Raw genomic sequence first — 19827 nt, 5'->3', positions numbered from 1 at the left:
GATATCAAATGCCAAAAGGGCTGTTCATTGTAAGGAGACCTTCCATGTATTAAAATAAAGAAAGAAATAGAGAGGACGTGAACATCATGGCGGAAGATATTAAATTGATAGCCCTGGACTTAGACGGAACGTTAGTAAATCATGCCGGAGAAGTTTCGGAAGCTAACGCAAAAGCTGTTCAGAAGGCAAAAGAAAAAGGAATTCATGTGGTATTAAGTACAGGGCGGTCTTTATCGAGATGCCGAAGCATTTCTGAAGATCTTGGCCGCTCTTCCTATATCGTTACCATCAACGGCGGGGAGATCTACGATCATGAGTACAATCTTGTCGATCGGACGAAACTGCCTCATAAGCATGTCAGTCGTTTGTGGGAATTGAAAAAAGAGCACGGATTATATTTCTGGTCTTCAACTGTACAGGGGTTATATAATACGCAGTCCCCCTTCGATCAAGAGATAGAAGACTATGACTGGCTTAAATTCGGTTTTGATATTGAAGATGATGCCGTACGGGAAGCCATTCTTAACGAATTAAATAACAATAAAGAGCTTGAGGTCACCAACTCCAGCCCGACAAATATTGAAATCAACCCTGCCGGTGTCAATAAAGCAGCTGCATTGCTGAAAGTATGTGACTGGCTTGATTTATCCATGGATCAGGTTATGGCTGTTGGTGACAGCATGAATGATATGGCAATGGTCCGTAAAGCAGGAATTGGAGTAGCCATGGGCAATGCTCAGGATGCTTTGAAAGAAGAAGCAACGTTTGTTACAGCTTCCAATGCGGAAGACGGCGTTGCTGCTGCTATTGAAAAAGTAATCGGATAATTCATAGACTGGTTTAAGGCTTGTAGAGAAACGAATGTTTTTCTACAGGCCTTTTTTTATACTCTTTTCCTGTGATTCCATGAGTGGTTTAACCTTCCTGCATGTCGAAATCCATCTAAATACAAAACATTGTAACCGTTTTCCTGATTAGGGAGGAATTCCTCAAGGTTAGGAGAAATACTTACCTAAGATGCGCAGATGGACAGGGAGGGCGATTATGAAAGCAGGATACATAACAGAAGAGCATGAACTGTTGAGGGATTCTTTGAAGAAATTTCTTAACAAAGAAGCGTACCCTTTTTACAACACATGGGAAGAACAGGGGGAGATACCGAGGTCGTTCTGGAAGAAACTTGGAGCGCAGGGCTATCTGTGTCCATGGCTTGATGAGAAGTATGGAGGGGTTGGAGCAGACTTTGGATACTCTGTTGTCATCAATGAAGAAATGGAAAAGGTGGGAACCGGCCTTATAGGGGTTGGGCTGCACAATGATATCGTAGTTCCCTACCTCGAGGCCTATGGCACAGAGGAACAGAAGGAAAAGTGGCTGCCCAAATGTACAACAGGTGAATATATTACAGCTATTGCTATGACAGAACCAGGGGCAGGGTCAGATCTTGCTTCCATTCGAACGACAGCGTCGAAAGAATCCGGTCATTACATTGTAAACGGGGAAAAAACGTTTATTACAAACGGCATTCATGCAGATTTAATTATCGTCGTCTGCAAAACAGACCCTCAGTCATCTCCTGCTTATAAAGGCATCAGCCTGATCGTCATTGAGAGGGGCACGAAGGGATTTACCAGAGGAAGGAAATTAAACAAAATCGGACTGAACAGTCAAGATACATCGGAGCTGATTTTTGAAGAGGCAGAGGTGCCGGCTGGAAATCTCCTTGGGAAGGAAGGAGAAGGGTTCTATTATCTTATGAACCAATTACAGCAGGAACGATTAATCGTAGGCATCGGTGCAATTGCTGCCTGTGAACGGATGCTGGAGTTGACGGTTGGTTATGTGAAAGAGCGGAAGGCTTTCGGCAGAACGATTGCTTCTTTTCAAAATACACAGTTTAAGCTGGCTGAACTTCACACAGAAATAGAAATCGGACGTACATTCTTAGATCGGACCATTGAATCGCATATGCGTGGGGAGGATGTCGTAAAAGAAGTATCCATGTCAAAGTGGTGGACGACAGACCTTGTGAAAAAAGTAGCGATGGAATGTATGCACCTTCATGGCGGTTATGGATATATGGAAGAATACGAAATTGCGAGAAGGTTTCGTGATGCTCCTGTGACTGCGATCTATGCCGGTTCAAATGAAATTATGAAAACCATCATAGCCAAAAAGATGGACTTAGGATAGGAGGTAAGTGAAATGAATGAGGTTGTCATTGTAGAAGCTGTCCGTACGCCGGTAGGGAAAAGGGGTGGTTCCCTGAGTGGGATTAGACCGGATCTATTGTTTGCTGACGTGCTCAAGCAGCTTGTCGAACGTGTAAACTTAAACCCGTCTGAAATTGAAGATGTAATTGCCGGGTGTGTGAGCCAGGTTGGGGAACAGGCAGGGGATATTGCCCGTATTGCCGCTTTAACCGCAGGGTTTCCTATTGAGGTGCCAGGAGTAACCTTAGACCGTCAGTGCGGGTCAAGCCAGCAGGCGATCCACTTTGCCTCTCAAGCAATAGCCTGTGGTGATATGGATGTCGTTATTGCCGGCGGTGTAGAAAGCATGTCGCGTGTTCCTATGTTTTCTAATATGCAGGGGGCGGCTTATAACGACAAGCTGACAGAGCGGTATGAAATGATTAATCAAGGTCTCTCAGCAGAAAGGATTGCCGACCGTTGGGAACTTAGTAAAGAAGATCTTGATTCTTATGCGGTTGAGAGTCATAAACGGGCTTTGCAGGCCATCGAAGAAGGCCGGTTTGACAGAGAGACCGCCTCTGTCCAGGTCGATGGAGAAATCGGTACATTTCGTATCGATGAGGGACCAAGACCCGGGACGACTGTAGAAACCTTAGCCCAGCTGAAGCCGGCTTTTTTGGAAGATGGAAAAATCACAGCAGGAAATGCAAGCCAAATCAGTGACGGGGCTGCAGCTGTGTTACTGATGTCGCGTCAAAAAGCGGAGTCATTAGGGATGAAGCCCAGGGTCAGAGTATTAACCCGTACGGTCGTAGGTTCTGATCCAACCTTAATGCTGACAGGGCCGCTGGCTGCAACAAACAAATCCCTCCAAAAGGCTGGACTGAGCTTAAATGATATCGACCTCTTTGAAGTGAATGAGGCCTTTGCTCCTGTCCCACTGTTTTGGATGAAAGAAACGGGGGTCCCGCATTCAAAGCTGAATGTAAATGGTGGAGCGATTGCTCTTGGCCATCCTTTGGGCGCAACCGGAGCTAAATTAATGACGACATTAATCCATGAGTTGGAGAGAAGAGAGGGGCGTTATGGTCTTCTGGCCATTTGTGAAGGACATGGAATGGCTAATGGAACGATTGTTGAAAGGGTGGTGGACTGAACATTGGAAACCGAACACATAACAGCCATGGTTACAGGTGGATCCTCAGGTCTTGGGGAAGCGACTGTCAGGAAGATTGTTAGAAACGGAGGCCGGGCGCTGATTGTCGATCAGGATGTTGAGAAAGGGAAAGCTCTTGCGGACGAGCTTGGGGTGAACGCCCTTTTTATGAAAACAGATGTGACAGCTGTCCAGGAAGTAGAAAGTGCGCTCGATGAAGGGGTGAAAACCTTTGGCAGTATAAATGTGGTTGTGAACTGTGCCGGCATTGTCACAGGGGAAAAAGTGCTGGGTAGAGACGGCCCTCATGACTTGTCGTCCTTTTCTAAAATCATAGAAGTGAATTTAATCGGAACATTTAACGTGATCCGTCTTGCTGCAGAAAGAATGCAGAGCAATGAACCGAATGACGAAGGGGAAAGAGGTGTGATGATCAATACCGCATCGATTGCTGCGTTTGACGGGCAGATTGGGCAGGCGGCCTATAGTGCATCAAAGAGTGGAGTCGCCGGCATGACACTTCCGATTTCCCGCGAGCTTGCCCGTTACGGGATTCGAGTTATGACCATTGCACCCGGGTTGTTTGAAACGCCGATGTTCCAAAAACTTCCGCCGGAAGCGCGCAGCGCCTTGGGGAATATGACCCCGTTTCCGCAGCGATTAGGCAGACCCTATGAATTCGCGCAGTTAGTTCTAAGTGTGATAGAAAATGCCATGCTTAATGGGGAGGTGATCCGTCTAGACGGAGCCATTCGTATGCAGCCAAAGTAACTGGTGAGGGATGTTGAGTTTTCTAGATTATTTTTGACCCATGGGTTTTTGGTTTAACAACAAAATCTAAAGGAGTCGATGAAAGATGGGACCAACATTAAGAAGTATGTTTGAGCAGACGGTAGCCAAGTTTCCAAAAGAAGAAGGTTTGGTGGACCTTCGTTTAGGTGCGCGTTGGACATTTGCAGAATGGGATCAAGAGGTCAACCGAGTGGCAAATGCATTAAAAGCATCCGGTGTTCAAAAAGGTGATAAGGTCTCAACGGTTCTTTATAATACGGCTGAATTTGCTACGACGCTATTTGCCTGCATGAAGATCGGGGCTGTCTTTAATCCTATTAATTTCAGACTCATGGAAAAAGAAATTGCCTTTATTCTAAAAGATGCGGATCCGAAAGTTGTCCTCTTTGAGAAAGAAACATCCGATCAGATTGCTCCATTAGCTAAGCAGATGCCGCATGTGGAGTTCTGGTCTATAGATGAAGAACTTCCCTTTGCGGTCCACTACTATGACCGTATCGAAGGGGTGACAAGCGAGCGGCCGGTATGCGATCTGGACGAGAATGATCCTTATGCGATTATGTATACATCAGGAACAACGGGTATTCCTAAAGGCGTGATTCACAGTCATCGGGATATGGTCGATCAAGCATTGATTATGACGGCCTGCTTGAGGCTGACAGAACATGACCGAGGCCTTACGGTAGCGCCTATTTTTCATTGTGCCGAGCTGCACTGTGCTTTCTTCCCGCGGGTTATGATCGGGGCAGCGAACGTGATTATGCACCATTTTGATGCACCTGAGGTAATTGAAGCCGTAAAGCAGGAGCAGGTCACTTCCATCTTTGCCGCTCCTACAATGTGGAACATGATGCTCCAGGAGGACTTTACGAAAGAGGACTTTGAGACGTTGAGACAAGGGTTGTATGGCGGAGCTCCTATGGCGCCGGCTTTGACGATGAAGCTGCATGATGCGCTTGGTATTAACCTTCTCCAAGCCTATGGAATGACGGAAATGGGACCAGCCATTACAGTGCTGACAGAAGAAGAGCAGGTTACTAAAGCGGGATCGGCAGGCAGAGCGTTGCTGAACCATGAGGTAAGGGTGGTCAGAACGAATGAGCATGGACCTGCAGAGCCGGAACAGGTGTGTAAGCCTCAGGAACTCGGGGAAATTATCGTGAGGGGGCCTAGTATGATGAAAGAGTATTATAATAGGCCGGAAGCGACAGATGAAGCCCTTTATAAAGGCTGGTACCATACGGGGGATATAGGGACGTATGATGAGGACGGATATCTCTGGGTCAGAGATCGTGTTAAAGACATGATTATATCCGGCGGAGAAAATATTTACTCAAGAGAAGTTGAGGATGTTTTATTCAGCCATCCGAATGTTCTTGATGCTGCCGTCGTAGGGGAACCTGACGACATGTGGGGAGAGCGGGTGGTCGCCTTCATTGTTCAAAAGGAAGGCCTCATTACTGAAAAGGAATTGGACGAATTCTGTACCTCTGGCAACCGATTAGCAAGGTATAAGCGGCCGAGACGCTATGAATTCGTTCAAGAGCTTCCTAGAAATGCCAGTGGGAAATTGCAGAAATTTAAATTAAGAGAGCGTAGTAAAACGCTGATGGAATGAGTAGAAAGAGTGCCTGTATCTACAGGCACTCTTTTTTTATATCGCATCCAACAGCGTTCTTATTTCCCGGGCAATCTTCGACAGTTAGTGAAGCAGCTGCTTCAATTTTTGGATTGGTTGTAAATGCCTTGCCTGTTCATAATTCCTAAATGGATCTCCTTTATGAGTTAAGCGTGATAAAACAGTTTTAATCGTAAAGGTTTCTGGTGACAAGTCATCGTTTACTTCATCCCAGAATACCGGAGCGGCTATGTTGGCTGTCTCTGTAGCTCTTGCTGAATAAGGGGCTATGATAGTTTTTCCTTCCGCGTGTTGTACATAATCAATGTAAAGGCGGTTCCCTCTTTTCTTTTTCAATCGTTCTATCGTAAACAAATCGGGTTCCTCCTTAACAAGTAAACCAGCCAGTGTTTCTGTCACCTTCCTTGTTTCATTGTAATCCAAACTTCCCTCCTTAATGGGAATATGGATCTGCATCCCTTTGTTACCGGAAGTCTTCACAAAGCTGATGACACCCAGTTCATCCAGAAGGTGCTTAGACATCTGAGCGGCCGTCACTGCCAGGCGGAAATGTTCACGCCCCGGCGGATCCAAATCAAGGACAATTTCGTCCGGTTCAGCTGCCCCCGCCTTCTCAAAAGGGATATGAAACTCGAGCGCACCTTGATTGGCGAGCCAAAGAAGGGAGTGAAGCTTGTCACATAAAATATACTGTTCTCCGTCTTCTGTCCACATATTTAAGTGCTCCGGTGCATAATCAGGATAATGCTTCTGAAAAAAAGACTCTTTATGAACCCCGTCAGGATAACGAATCATCGTCAGCTTTTTCTCTCTTATATACGGCAGAAGATAAGGAGCGATGCGGCGGATATAGATGAGGTAGTCTTGTTTTGATACACCAGGCCAAAGGTTTTTATCGACATGAGAGGGTTCAAATTCCGGCGGGAAAAGTGATAGGTCCCAGGACAGCTTTTCATCCGTACATTCCTGTGGGGAAAGATCAAATCGGAATTGGTGAAAAATAGGTTCACGAAACTCTCCACCCTCTGCATCTAAACAGTGAATGTCTACGCATACGCTTGGAGTTAATTCCCATTTCCCTTTCTTTTTTTCACCATGTTCCTTAAAAAAGGAATGAAGAGTTTCCGTTTCTTCGTCCGTTAACCCATGTTTGAAGCGGCCAAGAGGTCTGTCCTCTCCTTCTTTTTGTACACCCATATCATAGTAACCATTATCAGGATTGAACCGAAGTAGATAACCACTGATATCTTTCCACTGTTTCCACTTCAGCCACTGCTGTCCTCTGTCTCCGAAACGGTACAGGCTTTTCTTCCTTTTTGCCACAATCCCCTCACTGCGGTGTAAAAGAGCCGCCTCCATTAACTTAGATAGGTCCTCAAAGGTCTCTATTTCTTGAATCACAGGCTGGTTGAGGTCTTGAATTAATTTCCTTAAGTGCTTTTTTCGTTTAGAAAGAGGAAGGTCTGGATTATTCAGAAGGTCAAAAGCTATAAAGGTTGCAGGACGATCAGCCGCAGCAGACTTAATCCTTTCGGCCTTCCTCATACGCCCTCTTTTTTGTAGTTGTTGAAAGTTAGCCTGATAGGGGGTGTCGAGTATGACAAGCTCACCATCCAGTGTAAAAGGAATGAACGAGTCAGGGAAAGTAAGCGTACTGATTTCCGGAAAACGGTCACTTAAATCTTTGCCATTTCGGCTTGTGAGTGTGACACTTTCTTTTGTTGCTTCTAAAATTACCCGAAAACCATCGTATTTCACTTCATAAATCCAGTCTTTCCCGTCAGGCAAATCATCTACAGAAGTCAGCAGCATCGGTCGCTTCACACGCTATTCTCCTTTCTTATCCTTTTTCTTTATAGTTTGTCCATCTAACAGGAACATATTTTTTTATATTCCGTGAAAACTACGGGAAAAGGAGTGATCGGAATGCACACAATGTGGAAGGGGACAATCAGTTTTGGTCTCGTCAATATCCCGGTGAAACTGCATGCGGCTACGGAAAATAAAGATATAAAACTGAGACAGCTTCACAAAGATTGCAAATCTCCTGTGGAGTATGAAAAACGCTGTCCAGTGTGCGACAGGGACATCGAAAATGAAGAAATTGTGAAAGCTTATGAGTATGCGAAAAATAAATTCGTGGTCCTCGACAAGGAAGATTTGGATCAGCTGAAAAAAGAACAGGAAGATAAAGCCGTGGAAATCATGGACTTTGTTAAACTCGAGGAAATTGACCCGATTTACTTTGAACGGAGCTACTTTATTTCGCCCAGTGAAGGTGGGGGAAAGGCTTATGGATTACTGCGTCAAGCACTTGGGGATACAGGAAAAATAGGAATCGCTAAAATCATTATTCGATCTAAGGAGCAGTTAGCTGTTTTACGCGTCTATCAAAACACGCTCTTGATGGAGACTATCCACTATCCGGATGAAGTCCGCAATGTCCAGGATGTACCGAACGTACCGGAGGAAATGGAATTAAGTAAGAAAGAGCTTAGCACAGCGGTGACATTAATTGACCAGCTTACTGCTGAGTTTGAACCGGAAAAATACAAGGATGATTACAGGACGGCGCTTATGGAATTGATTGAAGCGAAGAAAAATAATGAAGAAGTGACAACGGCTCAGGATAAGCCGAAACCAGACAATGTTACTAATTTAATGGACGCATTGGAGAAATCGCTGGAGAAGACGAAAGGATCCTCCAAGAAAAAGAAAACAACGAAGCGAAAAACGACGACGTCAGGGAAGAAGAAAACCTCTTGATTCTGAACAAACGGTATCAAGTCAGTTAATTATACATGCAAAAAAGGAGCACCCGTTGGTTTGCGTTCAAAGGGGGTAGTCTACTACTACCATTATTTTAAGAAAGCATGGTTCAAAGAGGACTTTCAAATAGGATATTGTCTGAGGAAAAAACCGTTGATTATTCATCGGTTTTTTTCTTTTCTGATCTTCTTTCTAGGCCTATAATAGAGGTAGTCAGAATATTTAGAAATTATATTTTAAATGGTAAGAATCTTTTCTTCCAACTTTATGATTCCGAAGGTCGTGTTTGTAACGCTTATGGCAGCACAGGGGGGACCAAATATGGGAGTGTGTGTAGAAGAAGTATTACAGCTTCCGATTTTGAAAGACGCCAAAGTAAAGACTGGTTTATTTCAGCGCCGGGTGGATTGGATATCCGTTATTGAAACGCCTGTAGAGAATTTTGTAAGGGATCATGAATTTGTGCTTAGTACAGGGATTGGCTGCAAAGAGGACGTTGACGCCTTAGAGGAGTATGTGAAAGATGTCATCTACTCTAGAGCATCGGTCATCGCTTTTGCTATGGGGCGGTATATGTATAAGATTCCCGATCGAATATTGAAATTGGCAGAGGAAAACCAAGTAGTGATGGTTGAAATTCCTTGGGAAGTCAGGTTCGGTGATATTTTACAGGATGTTCTGAGGCTCCTTCATCAGAAAAAAGATAAAGAACAGCAGTATGCTGAAGAGATTCGTCAGGAACTGGTGAATTGCGTTCTGAATGGGAAAGGCCTTCAGGATATCGCTGACATTCTTTATCACCATACAGGGATTCCGAATGCTGTCAGTGACTGTAACCAGCAAATCCGTTCGACCCGGAATTTTGACCGCTATTTTATTGATGTCTTAAATGGTCGTAAACAGGAGCAGGCGCGTCTCGAAGGACCATCTATAGTGAGTGATCATCCATTAAGCCGTTCTGTTGATCATTTTCAAATCGGCAGAGAATCTTGTTATCAGCTGACTATCCAATCCAATAATAAAACACAGGGGTACCTGCTGTTTAAGCCAAAAACCACGGACATGTTAACGTGGTTCGCTTTTCATATTTTAGAACATGCCTTGACTGCCTGTGCGTTATACTTTGTTAAGGAAAATGCCATTGAAATGACAGAAATTCGATTGAAGGAAAACTTTCTTCTTAATTTAGCTAAGCAGAAAACAGGAGTAGATAAGCGGATGCTCTCAAAAGCAAGTCTGCTTGGATATGACTTAGATAAGCCATACTTATGTTTGACGGGGGTTTTTGAGTTTGTTTCTTCGGCGGAGGACGATTTCCTTTCTTTCACTCATCAAGACTCAACCTTCCACAACCAACACTATGCGATTAAGAAAGAGGTTATTTATGCTGGTGCTGTCCTTGGCCGGACAGTCATGACAACTTTTGATGAACAAAAGATGATCATTTTTCTTGAAACAGACGGCATCAAGAGTGAAGAGGCTGCCAATCAATTCCTTGACCTTGTAGAAAGACGATTACATGAACGGGTGGCAGATATTAAAACGTATTGGGGGATTTCTGTTCATAAAGAGGAAATGTATGCTTTCCATAAAAGTTATGAAGAGGCTGCCATCGCATTAAGCATTGGGGAACAACAGTATCCGGAAGGTGGAAGGACCTTCTTTAGCGATACACGCATGAACAGGCTTCTCATGGCCCTTTCACACAAAAGTGAAATCAATGACATTGTAAAAGAGACGTTAAAGCCGCTGATCGATTATGATCAAAAGAGACAAACAGAATTAATTCATACATTTACGGTTTACAATCAACATAATTGCAATGTAAGCCAGACCGCTCGTGCATTGAATTTACATCGTCAGTCCTTACTGCATCGATTAAGGAACATTGAACATTTAACCGGACTTTCCCTGTTGGAGTCGGACGACCTTTTTTTAATGGAACTTAGTGTTCGTCTATGGTTAATGAAAAAAGTAGATATCTAGAGCATCTTTAAAGCGATGCTCTATCTTTCATCTTTAACTGTTGTCTTGACGTTATCTCCGTCAGAGGATCCTTTTTGATGCAGCTCGACGGTCCATTGATCTGTTTCAGCATTAAAAGAAAGAAGCTCAACCGCAAAGATCTGTTCGTTGTCTGTTGTCTCGGCTAAGGCTGTTGACAGCGCTTCGGAAGCTTTTAAATCTGCTCCTTGAACTTCACTCATCTCGAGTTCTTGAACCTTATCCGCTTCTGCTTGTTCAGGAAAAGATTCGGCTGCTTCGCCATTTATCCAGACCTCCACCTGTTTTCCTACCCATGTCCCTTTAGGTACACCGGAGACCCACATAGCCCGGAAATCAGTTTTCGATGCCTCAATCATAGGGGTGACAACCAGTAAGCGGTCTTCCTTTTGATTCATGACGAATCCCGTAATATCAGGAGTTTCCGACACCGTTTTTTCATCGTTAGGTGTATACTCTTCTGAAGTCTGTGCTGTTCCACAACCATGTAAAACGAGAATGACAAGGCACCCAATCAACCACCATCTTCTCATAATACTCACTCCTCCATGATTAAAGAAATCTTTTGGATAGGGGACAGGCTTACATGACAGAATCATCCTTTTTTGTTATGATATTCAACAATAAGTGTATAAAGGTTATGAAACTACTAGGGGAGCCTGAATAGGCTGAGAAGAAAGCAAAGAAGCTTTCTGACTCTTACGTACCTGATCTGGTTAATACCAGCGGAGGGAAGTAGTCAGACGATAAATAATATCGGCTTTCTTCATTCTGAGTCAGGTCCTCTAAGGGTCTGACTCTTTTTGTTTTTTCGCCGGTCTTTGTAGAGAAAGGTGGGGAGTTCTTTGAGATCGGCTGACTCTTTTCCAACTGTATAACCGAAGCATTTATTTTGTGTCGAATGAAAGATGAAAACCTTCTCTTATAACTATCATACACGGAATCTACTAGGGGCGCGAGCATTCGCTGAGATAAGGAAAATAGCCTTAGTCCCTTACTACCTGATCTGGGTTATGCCAGCGGAGGGAAGTAGTGGGACCTCATTTTTCCTCTAAGTAGCTTCCATAAAAACAGGAGGCGTAACCATGTCAACTTGCGCAGAAGAGAAAAAGAAAAGACAGTCTCTACAAAAAACATTCTTTATGCAAAATCCCATGATGTCTGTATTTATATAGTGGTTTTATCAGGAAAGGGTGTGATCCTGTGAAACATGTATCCTGTGCGTTGACGATTGCAGGTACAGATCCAACTGGAGGAGCAGGGGTCCAGGCCGACTTAAAGACGTTTCAGGAATTGAAAAGTTATGGGATGAGTGTCGTGACTTCTGTTGTCGCTCAAAATACGACGGGGGTTAAGGATGTTCATCATCTGACGCCGGAGTTTATTCAACGGCAGCTACAGGTGGTTTCTGAAGATATGCCCATTCATGCTGTCAAAACGGGGATGATTGCGAATAAAGCCATGATGGAGGAGATAAGGGATTGGCTGAAAACATCAAAAACCCCCTATGTTATGGATCCTGTTATGGTCGCTCAAAGCGGTGATCCTCTTGTAGAAAAGGAAGAACAAAGGTATCTAAAAGAACAGCTGCTTCCTGAGGCGGCCTTAGTCACTCCTAATCTACCGGAAACAGAGACACTGCTTGGGGAACGAGTGAATACGGAGGACGATATGCAGAAAGCTGCTGTAAGGATTGTAGAGGAACTAGGAGCGAAGGCTTCTCTCGTTAAAGGTGGTCATTTAGAAGGAAGAGCTATAGACTTTTTGTACGATGGCCGTCAACTACATGTGTTTGAAGCAGAACGCATAGATTCAGAGAATACTCATGGTACAGGCTGTACATACTCTGCAGCCATTACCGCTTACTTAAGCCAGGGCTTCGATTTATTGACAGCTGTTGGCCGCGCAAAGCATTTCGTCACAGAAGCAATCCGCCATCCCCTTCATTTGGGGAAAGGAAATGGACCGACCAATCATTTTGCTGTCCGTGAGGAGGTTGAAAGGACATGAACAGGACCGTTATTAAAAAAATTCGTTCGAAACAGCCGTTAATTCATAATATGACCAATACCGTGGTGATGAACTTTACAGCCAACGGATTACTCGCAGTCGGCGCATCGCCAATAATGGCTGATTCCATTAACGAATCGGCTGATGTCACAAGGATTTCTGATGGACTGCTGCTGAATATAGGTACATTGGATGATATACAGGTGGAATCGATGATTTCAGCGGGAAAAGCAGCAAATGAAAAAGGTATCCCTGTTGTTTTTGATCCTGTAGGAGCATCTGCTACCTCTTACCGATCAGGAGTCTGCAGGCGGATATTAGAGAACGTTACCCCTTCACTCATTAAAGGAAATGCCGGTGAGCTTGCTCATCTGGTAGGGATGGATGTGAAAATGAAGGGAGTGGATTCCACTGGGTCTGCAGATCAGGAGACCATTGCTCGTGAAACAGCCCATCAGTATAAGACGGCCGTCGTTTGTACAGGGGAGAAAGATGTCATTTGCGAGGCTGGTGAAACAGCTGTCAATCATACAGGCCACGCTTTGTTATCCCGAGTGACAGGGACTGGTTGTTTACTAGGTGCTATCCTCGCTGCTGGTCTTTCTGTTGAAGGATCAACGATGCAGAAGGTCCAGTATATTCTGGATTTTTACGGAGCTTCTGCGGAATTTGCAGCCTCCCATTCAGCGGTACAAGGACCGGGGACTTTTGTTCCTCATTTTATTGATGCCTTGTCTCAACATGAGGAGATCAATCGATGAATACGAGTGAACGTCTAAGGAAGTATTTTGTTATGGGCAGTCAGGACTGTGATAGAGATCCACTTGTCGTTTTGGATGAAGCAATTGCTGCAGGAATCACAGCCTTTCAGTATAGAGAAAAGGGCAGAAGAGCTCTGGCTGGCGGCGCAAAATATAAGTTTGGAGAACGTTTGAAAGAGCGCTGTAATAAGGCTGGGGTGTGGTTTATTGTCAATGATGATCTTGATTTATATCAATCCCTTGGTGCAGATGGAATTCATGTCGGCCAGCAGGATCAAAGTGTTTCCTTTATTAGAGAAGCATATCCTCAGGCCTTTATCGGGTTGTCTGTATCAAACCAAGAACAGTTGCAAGGTAGTCCACTTACACTCGTGGACTATCTTGGGATTGGTCCCATCTTTCCTACGAATACGAAAGAAGATGCAGACCCTGTCGTGGGTCCGGAGTGGATAAGGGAAGTAAAATCACAGCATCCCTCTATCCCGCTTGTAGGGATCGGAGGAATTCATGCAGGGAACGCATATGAGGTGATGGAAGCAGGAGCGGATGGTGTGGCTGTCGTTTCAGCGATATCAAAAGCCAGGGACATCAACCTTGTAGTCAGACAGTTATAAAGAAAACAGAACCAGAGAATGCTCTGGTTCTGTTTTTTTTGTTTGTTTTAAGGTACGTCATGGCCCATAGAGCTTTGAAGAATTTCAAACCATTGATCGTGGTTGAGCTTCATATTTAAGGATTCAACAGCGCCATCGATACGCTCTTTTTTACCAGATCCTACAATAGGCATGATTTTGGCAGGGTGATTGAGCAGCCATGCGTACATCACTTGATCAATGCCTTCAGCGCCAATTTCTTCTTTCACCTTTGTTAGAGTGTCACGAAGGCGGACGGCTTTTTCATCTTGTGCAGTGAAGACATTCCCTCCTGCAAGGGGAGACCATGCCATAGGAGGGACACGTTTTTCCTGACAAAGATTTAGTGTACCATCTTCAAAGTTTTCAAGGTTATAAGCGGATAATTCCAATTGATTTGTAACCAATGGAAAAGGAAGGTAAGACTGTAACATATTCCACTGGTGATCTTTAAAATTGGAAACTCCAAAATAACGGACTTTGCCTTCCTCTTTCAGTTGAGTGAAGGCTTCAGCTACTTGTTCGCCGTCCATGAAAGGATCAGGGCGGTGAATCAGCAGTGTATCAATGTAGTCTGTATATAAACCCTTTAAAGAATTCTCAACAGATTGGATAATATGTGCTTTGCTTGTATTGTAGTGATGGGTTTTATGTTCTGGACGGTTTTTATTAGGCAGGACAATACCGCACTTGGTAACAATCTCCATGTCTTCACGTAAGGAAGGCTTCAGACTTAAAGCTTCCCCGAACAACGCTTCACACGTATACCCTCCATAAATATCTGCATGGTCAAATGTAGTGATCCCTTTGTCCAGATTATGTTCAACTAATTCCAACGTTTTTTCTTTGCTTTGTTTCCAATCAGCAAGACGCCATAAGCCGTGTATTATTCTTGAATAAGATAAATCTTCTGCTATCTGTATGCGTTCCATTTTATCCCTCTTTCTTTTTTAATGAACCAGTTCAATCCTATCCCTGATCTTTATTTGGAAAAGTTCCCCTCGCCAAAAGGAAACATCCAATCATTTTTGAGACCAGTTACAAGGAGTATGGTTGGCAGAGAAGCTATTCCCTTTTTCATCGACACCGGAGTGAAAACGATCTGTGGACGTACTGAGAGAACGAGCGCTTATCTTACATTCCTCATGTAGACGATGCCCTCTTATTGAATCATTTTGCAAATTTTCTCATAAACATCATAACATAATCCAATACAAGATCATGCAGCCCGTGTCTGTGTTCTTTTATGTTGGACCAAATGTAAGAAAGGAAAGGAGGATTTTTCATACACTTTTCCCATTACATTCGAAAAAAGCCTCCACTACAATAGAAACAACAAGAAGTCTGAATTATCTAAAAAGGAGAGGGTAGGATGGTTCTTCCTTTTGATATCGTGGAGTACCAGAAAAGGTTGAAACAAACCAAAGAACAGATGGAGAGCAGGGGAATTGAAGTCCTTTTAATTACTGACCCTGCCAATATGAATTATTTATCCGGTTATGATGCGTGGTCCTTTTATGTACACCAAATGCTCGTCATTCTCATCGATGAACCACAGCCGCTTTGGATTGGTCGTTACCAGGATGCGAATGGAGCTAAAGTGACGACATGGATTTATGATGAAAACGTAATTGCCTATCCTGATTATTATGTTCATTCAAAAGAGCATCATCCTATGGAATTCATTGCTGATATTTTAAAGCAGATCGGACAAGGCTGCCGAAACATTGGAATGGAAATGGATCACTACTATTTTACGGGCAGGGCGTCGGAGATCTTGAAAAAAAGCCTGCCAGACGCTCATTTTATGGATGCTACTCTCCTCGTCAATGAAGTGAGAATGGTTAAATCAGACCAGGAAATTGAATACATGAAAACAGCCGCCAAAATCGCGGACTCAGCTATGAAGATGGGGGTGGAAAGTATATTTCCCGGGGTGCGGGAATGTGACACAGCAGCTGAAATTTCCTACGCATTAATTAAAGGAACACCTGAATATGGGGGAGAATATCCGGCAATTGTTCCTTTACTTCCGACAGGAGATCAGACCTCTATCCCTCATCTGACTTGGTCAGACCGTCCTTTTGTTGAAGGTCATGCGGTTATTATTGAACTGGCCGGCTGCTATAAAAGGTACCATGTTCCTCTGGCCAGGACAGTGTCAATAGGCCAGCCAAATGAAAAGATGAAGCAGGTGGCTCCCGTCGTCCTGGAAGGAATTCAGACCGTCCTGAATTTTGCTAAGCCTGGTGTTACATGTGGAGAGTTAGAAGAAGTTTGGAGAAAGACGATTAAAAAATACGGTTATGAAAAAGAAGCGCGCTTGGGCTACTCCGTCGGCTTGAATTATCCTCCTGACTGGGGGGAGCATACCGCAAGTATCAGAAAAGGGGATCCAACCATTCTTAAACCGAATATGACTTTTCATCTTATCCCTGCCCTCTGGTTTGATACAGATGGAATTGAAATTTCGGAGACCTTTCGTGTGACAGAGAGCGGAGCGGAGTGTTTTACAACCTACCCACAGGAATTGCTGATCAGGGATCATTTGGACTTAAACGGCCGGATAAGCTGACGAGAGAAAATTCAGCCAGAGACTATTCTTTATACCCACTTGTAATGCTGCTGTAATAATTGATCTAAAGGGAGGATTAATATGAAGGAAGCAAAATTTAGTACTAAATCAATCTGGGCCGGAGAACGAGATCAATTAGCTTTCGGAGCTACTCAAGTCCCGGTTGTTCATAGTGTGTCTTTTGGATATGACGATATGGATGAATGGTATGAAGTAGCCGTCGGTAACAAACCAGGGCACATTTATGGGAGAAATACGAACCCGACCGTACAGGCTTTCGAAGAGAAGATCCGTATTTTAGAAGGGGCAGAAGCAGCAACAAGTTTTTCGACAGGCATGGCGGCGATCAGTAATACATTGAGCACATTATTAGCTCCCGGGGACCGTATTGTCTCTATAAAAGACACGTATGGAGGTACAAACAAAATATTCACTGAATTCCTTCCAAGACAACAAGTGGAGGTTGTCCTTTGTGATACAGGGGATCATGATGTCATTGAACATGAAGTCGCTAAAGGATGTAAAGTTCTTTACTTAGAGAGTCCGACAAACCCCACGGTTAAAATTACAGATATTAAACGGATGGCTGAGGCTGGAAAAATGGCTGGAGCCGTTGTTGTTGTAGACAATACTTTTGCAACGCCTGTCAATCAACAGCCTCTGGAACTTGGAGCTGACCTCGTCATCCATAGTGCTACAAAGTACCTGGGAGGTCATGCTGATGCACTTGGAGGAGCTGTTTGTGGCTCACAAAAGCTGGTTGATTCCATCTACCACTATAGAGAAATAAATGGGGCGACGCTTGATCCGATGGCTGCTTATTTGCTGATTAGGGGAATGAAGACGCTTAAACTCCGTGTGGAGCAGCAGAATCGAAATGCAGCCGCTATTGCTGAATATCTACAGTCTTTTGATATGGTGGAAGATGTGTTTTATCCAGGTTTAAAGTCACATCTTCATCATGATATTGCCAAGCATCAAATGAGCGGATTTGGTGGAATGTTATCCTTTTCGGTAAAAGGGGGAGTGGCAGCCGTCCGCGATTTGCTTCCTAAACTTAAATATGCCAACCGCGCTGCGAACCTTGGGTCAGTTGAAACTGTAGTTGGTCCATCACGGACAACCAGTCATGTCGAGTGTACACCGGAAGAACGCGCTGCAATGGGGATTCCAGAAGGTTTAATCCGATACTCAGCCGGGATTGAGGATATTGATGATTTAAAGCAAGATCTTGCCCAAGCCTTCCAAGCACTGCCGGCTTATGCAGAAAATAAATAAAGATTATTTCCAAGGCTGTATCTTTCTAACACTTAAAAAGAGGATAAAAGGAACATGCCGTTAACCGGGAGAATAGGTTTCAGTGAATTCTTCCAGGGTAATAACCCCTTAAAAGGGGGTAAAAGACATGGCTCAATTCTATGTGAATCAAAACCAGCAGACCGGTGGAGAGCATGAAGTTCATGTTGAAGGCTGCAATTTCATGCCGTTTGAGAAGAACTTACTGGACCTTGGTGGTCATACCGACTGCTCAAGCGCTTTAGAAGTTGCAAGAAATACTTATGATGTCGTTAATGGTTGTGAACACTGCTGCCCGTCCTGCCATACAACTTAATTTCCCTCAGGCTGTGGATCTTTATCCACGGCTTTTTTTGAGGGAAAACCTCTTCTCAACTGGTACTTCTTCTCAGGGATAATGTCGGTCAAGGAGCAAATAGTAAGCGTGATGATATTCCTGAGGAGGATGTTAGATGAGAAATAAACTGTTGTTCTTTTTAGCAGCAATCATGCTGATAGGTATGCTGGCTGCTTGTAATACTACAGAAGAAGAAGCGCGTGATAGTCAGCGTAATAACTTAAATAAAGTAAGTTTTGGCCCAGAGGATCAAGGACGACAGCAAAACGGTCCAGTTGGAAATGGATATGACATGACTGGGCAGAATCGTTTTGATGCTAATATTCCATTTGAAGGGTTAAATCCGAATGGACCAAACGGAGTGATGGAGGGTCCTTATTTCTTTGATCAGGACGGCCGTTATGAACAAAGTCAGCCGGCACCATCTCAAAATCAGGCCCCGGATCAAGATCAGGCTCAAAAGCAGCAGACAAATAAACAAACCAGCGATCAAGCAGCAAGCGGAGATTTTCAGAAGAAAGTGATTGAACTAACCAATAAAGCACGAGAGAAAAATGGTTTGAAACCACTAAAAAATAGTGCCGATGTAGAAGAAGTAGCTCAAGTGAAGTCTGAAGATATGGCTAAGAATGACTACTTTTCCCACACTTCTCCAAATTACGGAAGTCCTTTTGACATGTTGAAAGAATTTGGAGTGGACTACACGACAGCAGCAGAAAATATTGCTGCCGGGCAGCAGTCTCCACAATCTGTAGTGGATGGTTGGTTGAATAGTTCTGGTCACCGGAAAAATATCATGAATAAAAATGTTACTCATATTGGTGTTGGATATTCAAGCGATGGAAACTATTGGGTTCAAATGTTTATTGCCAAATAAGATATAAGACGCCTGGTTCTTCCGGCGTCTATCTTTACATAAAATCTTTGCAGAGGACAATCATTATGAGATCTTTTATCATTTTTATTATTATAATCGCGTATGCTGTAAGCCCATACCAGGCATCTGCTTATAAGGAGAAAAGAATGGTGGCTGTCGGGGACTCAATTCCTTATGGATATAATCTGGAAAAAGACAACAGCCAGCCTCCTGATGGATCCTTTCCTTCGCTGATAGCCAAAAAAAGAAACCTCGAAGTTACCAACTTAAGTATTCCTGGAATAACCTCCAGTGAACTGCTGGGTGCAGTGAAGTCAAATGAAATTTATCGGGAAGCTTTAAAGGAAGCAGATTACGTCATAGTGTATATAGGGGGGAACGATTTATTAAATATTGTGAAGCAGAATGGTGGACTGGACGGTGTGGAGTTGGAAGATGCTGCTCCTGTCATACGGGATCTGCTTTACAATGTGTATGAAACCATTCTTGAGATCGATGAACTGACAGACGGTAAGATTCTAGTGTATAACATTTATAATCCATATCCAGCTGCCGGTGACAAATTGGATACTCCTCTGGCTTATATCAATCAGCAGTATGCCTCTTTGGTAAAGTTATTAAAACACTTTACTTCTGTATCCTTAGTGAATGCCAACAAAGCGTTTCGCGGGCATCCTGAATATATAATAAAGGGGGATGTTCATCCAACTAAAAAGGGGCAGGAGGTACTGGCAAAGCTTGCTTTAAAGCATGTTAAATAGCAAGGCATGATCTTGGGGCTGTT

At 43.8% G+C, this 19827-nt stretch carries 18 protein-coding genes and 2 riboswitches; of the genes, 15 read left to right on the top strand and 3 right to left on the bottom strand.

Annotated elements, in window-relative coordinates; translation table 11 throughout:
- Positions 1 to 86 precede the first annotated feature (86 nt).
- The 5 genes from LC036_RS10440 to LC036_RS10420 all read left to right on the top strand — a co-directional run bounded on the left by LC036_RS10440 (position 87) and on the right by LC036_RS10420 (position 5761).
- The gene (locus LC036_RS10440) at positions 87 to 827 is read left to right on the top strand and encodes a Cof-type HAD-IIB family hydrolase (RefSeq protein ID WP_226581854.1); all 741 of its coding nucleotides are present in this window, start codon (positions 87 to 89) and stop codon (positions 825 to 827) included.
- 217 nt (positions 828 to 1044) lie between these two features.
- The gene (locus LC036_RS10435) at positions 1045 to 2193 is read left to right on the top strand and encodes an acyl-CoA dehydrogenase family protein (protein ID WP_226581852.1); all 1149 of its coding nucleotides are present in this window, start codon (positions 1045 to 1047) and stop codon (positions 2191 to 2193) included.
- Between the two features lie 12 nt (positions 2194 to 2205).
- Positions 2206 to 3351 (top strand): thiolase family protein, encoded by a 1146-nt coding sequence (locus LC036_RS10430; RefSeq protein ID WP_226581851.1) that lies wholly within the window; start codon positions 2206 to 2208, stop codon positions 3349 to 3351.
- Between the two features lie 3 nt (positions 3352 to 3354).
- On the top strand, positions 3355 to 4122 hold the full coding sequence (locus LC036_RS10425) for a 3-hydroxyacyl-CoA dehydrogenase (RefSeq protein ID WP_226581849.1): 768 nt from the start codon (positions 3355 to 3357) through the stop codon (positions 4120 to 4122).
- Positions 4123 to 4207: 85 nt separating this feature from the next.
- Complete coding sequence (locus LC036_RS10420) at positions 4208 to 5761, top strand: fatty acid--CoA ligase (protein ID WP_226581847.1); 1554 nt, start codon at positions 4208 to 4210, stop codon at positions 5759 to 5761.
- Positions 5762 to 5845: 84 nt separating this feature from the next.
- Here the strand turns inward: LC036_RS10420 and ligD are convergent, their stop codons facing one another.
- Positions 5846 to 7606 (bottom strand): DNA ligase D, encoded by a 1761-nt coding sequence (gene ligD / locus LC036_RS10415; RefSeq protein ID WP_226581845.1) that lies wholly within the window; start codon positions 7604 to 7606, stop codon positions 5846 to 5848.
- A gap of 102 nt (positions 7607 to 7708) precedes the next feature.
- Here ligD and LC036_RS10410 point away from each other — a divergent pair, with 102 nt between their 5' ends.
- Both LC036_RS10410 and LC036_RS10405 read left to right on the top strand, forming a co-directional pair.
- Positions 7709 to 8548 carry a Ku protein gene (locus tag LC036_RS10410; protein WP_226581844.1) on the top strand — a complete coding sequence of 280 codons (840 nt, stop codon included), beginning with the start codon at positions 7709 to 7711 and terminating at the stop codon, positions 8546 to 8548.
- Between the two features lie 243 nt (positions 8549 to 8791).
- Positions 8792 to 10537: a PucR family transcriptional regulator gene (locus tag LC036_RS10405; protein WP_226581842.1), complete on the top strand. Its 1746-nt coding sequence runs from the start codon at positions 8792 to 8794 to the stop codon at positions 10535 to 10537.
- 20 nt (positions 10538 to 10557) lie between these two features.
- On the opposite strand, the gene LC036_RS10400 is transcribed toward LC036_RS10405, so the two are convergent.
- Complete coding sequence (locus tag LC036_RS10400) at positions 10558 to 11088, bottom strand: DUF3221 domain-containing protein (protein ID WP_226581840.1); 531 nt, start codon at positions 11086 to 11088, stop codon at positions 10558 to 10560.
- Between the two features lie 108 nt (positions 11089 to 11196).
- Positions 11197 to 11306, top strand: a riboswitch (TPP riboswitch).
- A gap of 188 nt (positions 11307 to 11494) precedes the next feature.
- A riboswitch (TPP riboswitch) is annotated at positions 11495 to 11600 on the top strand.
- Positions 11601 to 11758: 158 nt separating this feature from the next.
- On the opposite strand from LC036_RS10400, the gene thiD reads away from it, so the two are divergent.
- The 3 genes from thiD to thiE are packed head-to-tail and all read left to right on the top strand — an operon-like array spanning position 11759 to position 13940.
- On the top strand, positions 11759 to 12565 hold the full coding sequence (thiD, locus tag LC036_RS10395; protein WP_226581838.1) for a bifunctional hydroxymethylpyrimidine kinase/phosphomethylpyrimidine kinase: 807 nt from the start codon (positions 11759 to 11761) through the stop codon (positions 12563 to 12565).
- Positions 12562 to 13326, top strand: a complete 765-nt coding sequence (gene thiM, locus LC036_RS10390) for a hydroxyethylthiazole kinase (protein ID WP_226581835.1) — start codon at positions 12562 to 12564, stop codon at positions 13324 to 13326. The genes thiD and thiM overlap by 4 nt, the downstream gene beginning before the upstream one ends.
- Positions 13323 to 13940 carry a thiamine phosphate synthase gene (thiE, locus tag LC036_RS10385; protein WP_226581833.1) on the top strand — a complete coding sequence of 206 codons (618 nt, stop codon included), beginning with the start codon at positions 13323 to 13325 and terminating at the stop codon, positions 13938 to 13940. The genes thiM and thiE overlap by 4 nt, the downstream gene beginning before the upstream one ends.
- A gap of 47 nt (positions 13941 to 13987) precedes the next feature.
- Here the strand turns inward: thiE and LC036_RS10380 are convergent, their stop codons facing one another.
- A complete protein-coding gene (locus tag LC036_RS10380; protein WP_226581831.1) occupies positions 13988 to 14890 on the bottom strand; it encodes an aldo/keto reductase in 903 nt (300 codons plus the stop codon).
- A gap of 440 nt (positions 14891 to 15330) precedes the next feature.
- Here LC036_RS10380 and LC036_RS10375 point away from each other — a divergent pair, with 440 nt between their 5' ends.
- The 5 genes from LC036_RS10375 to LC036_RS10355 all read left to right on the top strand — a co-directional run bounded on the left by LC036_RS10375 (position 15331) and on the right by LC036_RS10355 (position 19804).
- Positions 15331 to 16533, top strand: coding sequence for a M24 family metallopeptidase (locus LC036_RS10375; protein ID WP_226581828.1), 1203 nt, complete (start codon positions 15331 to 15333; stop codon positions 16531 to 16533).
- Between the two features lie 81 nt (positions 16534 to 16614).
- Positions 16615 to 17811 (top strand): cystathionine gamma-synthase family protein, encoded by a 1197-nt coding sequence (locus tag LC036_RS10370; RefSeq protein WP_226581826.1) that lies wholly within the window; start codon positions 16615 to 16617, stop codon positions 17809 to 17811.
- A 127-nt stretch (positions 17812 to 17938) separates the two neighbouring features.
- Positions 17939 to 18145, top strand: coding sequence for a hypothetical protein (locus LC036_RS10365; protein ID WP_226581824.1), 207 nt, complete (start codon positions 17939 to 17941; stop codon positions 18143 to 18145).
- A gap of 136 nt (positions 18146 to 18281) precedes the next feature.
- Complete coding sequence (locus LC036_RS10360) at positions 18282 to 19043, top strand: CAP domain-containing protein (RefSeq protein WP_226581821.1); 762 nt, start codon at positions 18282 to 18284, stop codon at positions 19041 to 19043.
- A gap of 146 nt (positions 19044 to 19189) precedes the next feature.
- Entirely contained in the window at positions 19190 to 19804 is a 615-nt protein-coding gene (locus LC036_RS10355; RefSeq protein WP_226581818.1) for a GDSL-type esterase/lipase family protein, read from the top strand.
- Positions 19805 to 19827: the final 23 nt, after the last annotated feature.

Origin of the sequence: Halobacillus litoralis (genome assembly GCF_020524025.1) — a bacterium.
Taxonomy (GTDB): domain Bacteria; phylum Bacillota; class Bacilli; order Bacillales; family Halobacillaceae; genus Halobacillus; species Halobacillus litoralis_D.
The sequence above is the reverse complement of the archived record's forward strand: the minus strand, read 5'-3'. Positions and strand labels throughout refer to the sequence as shown.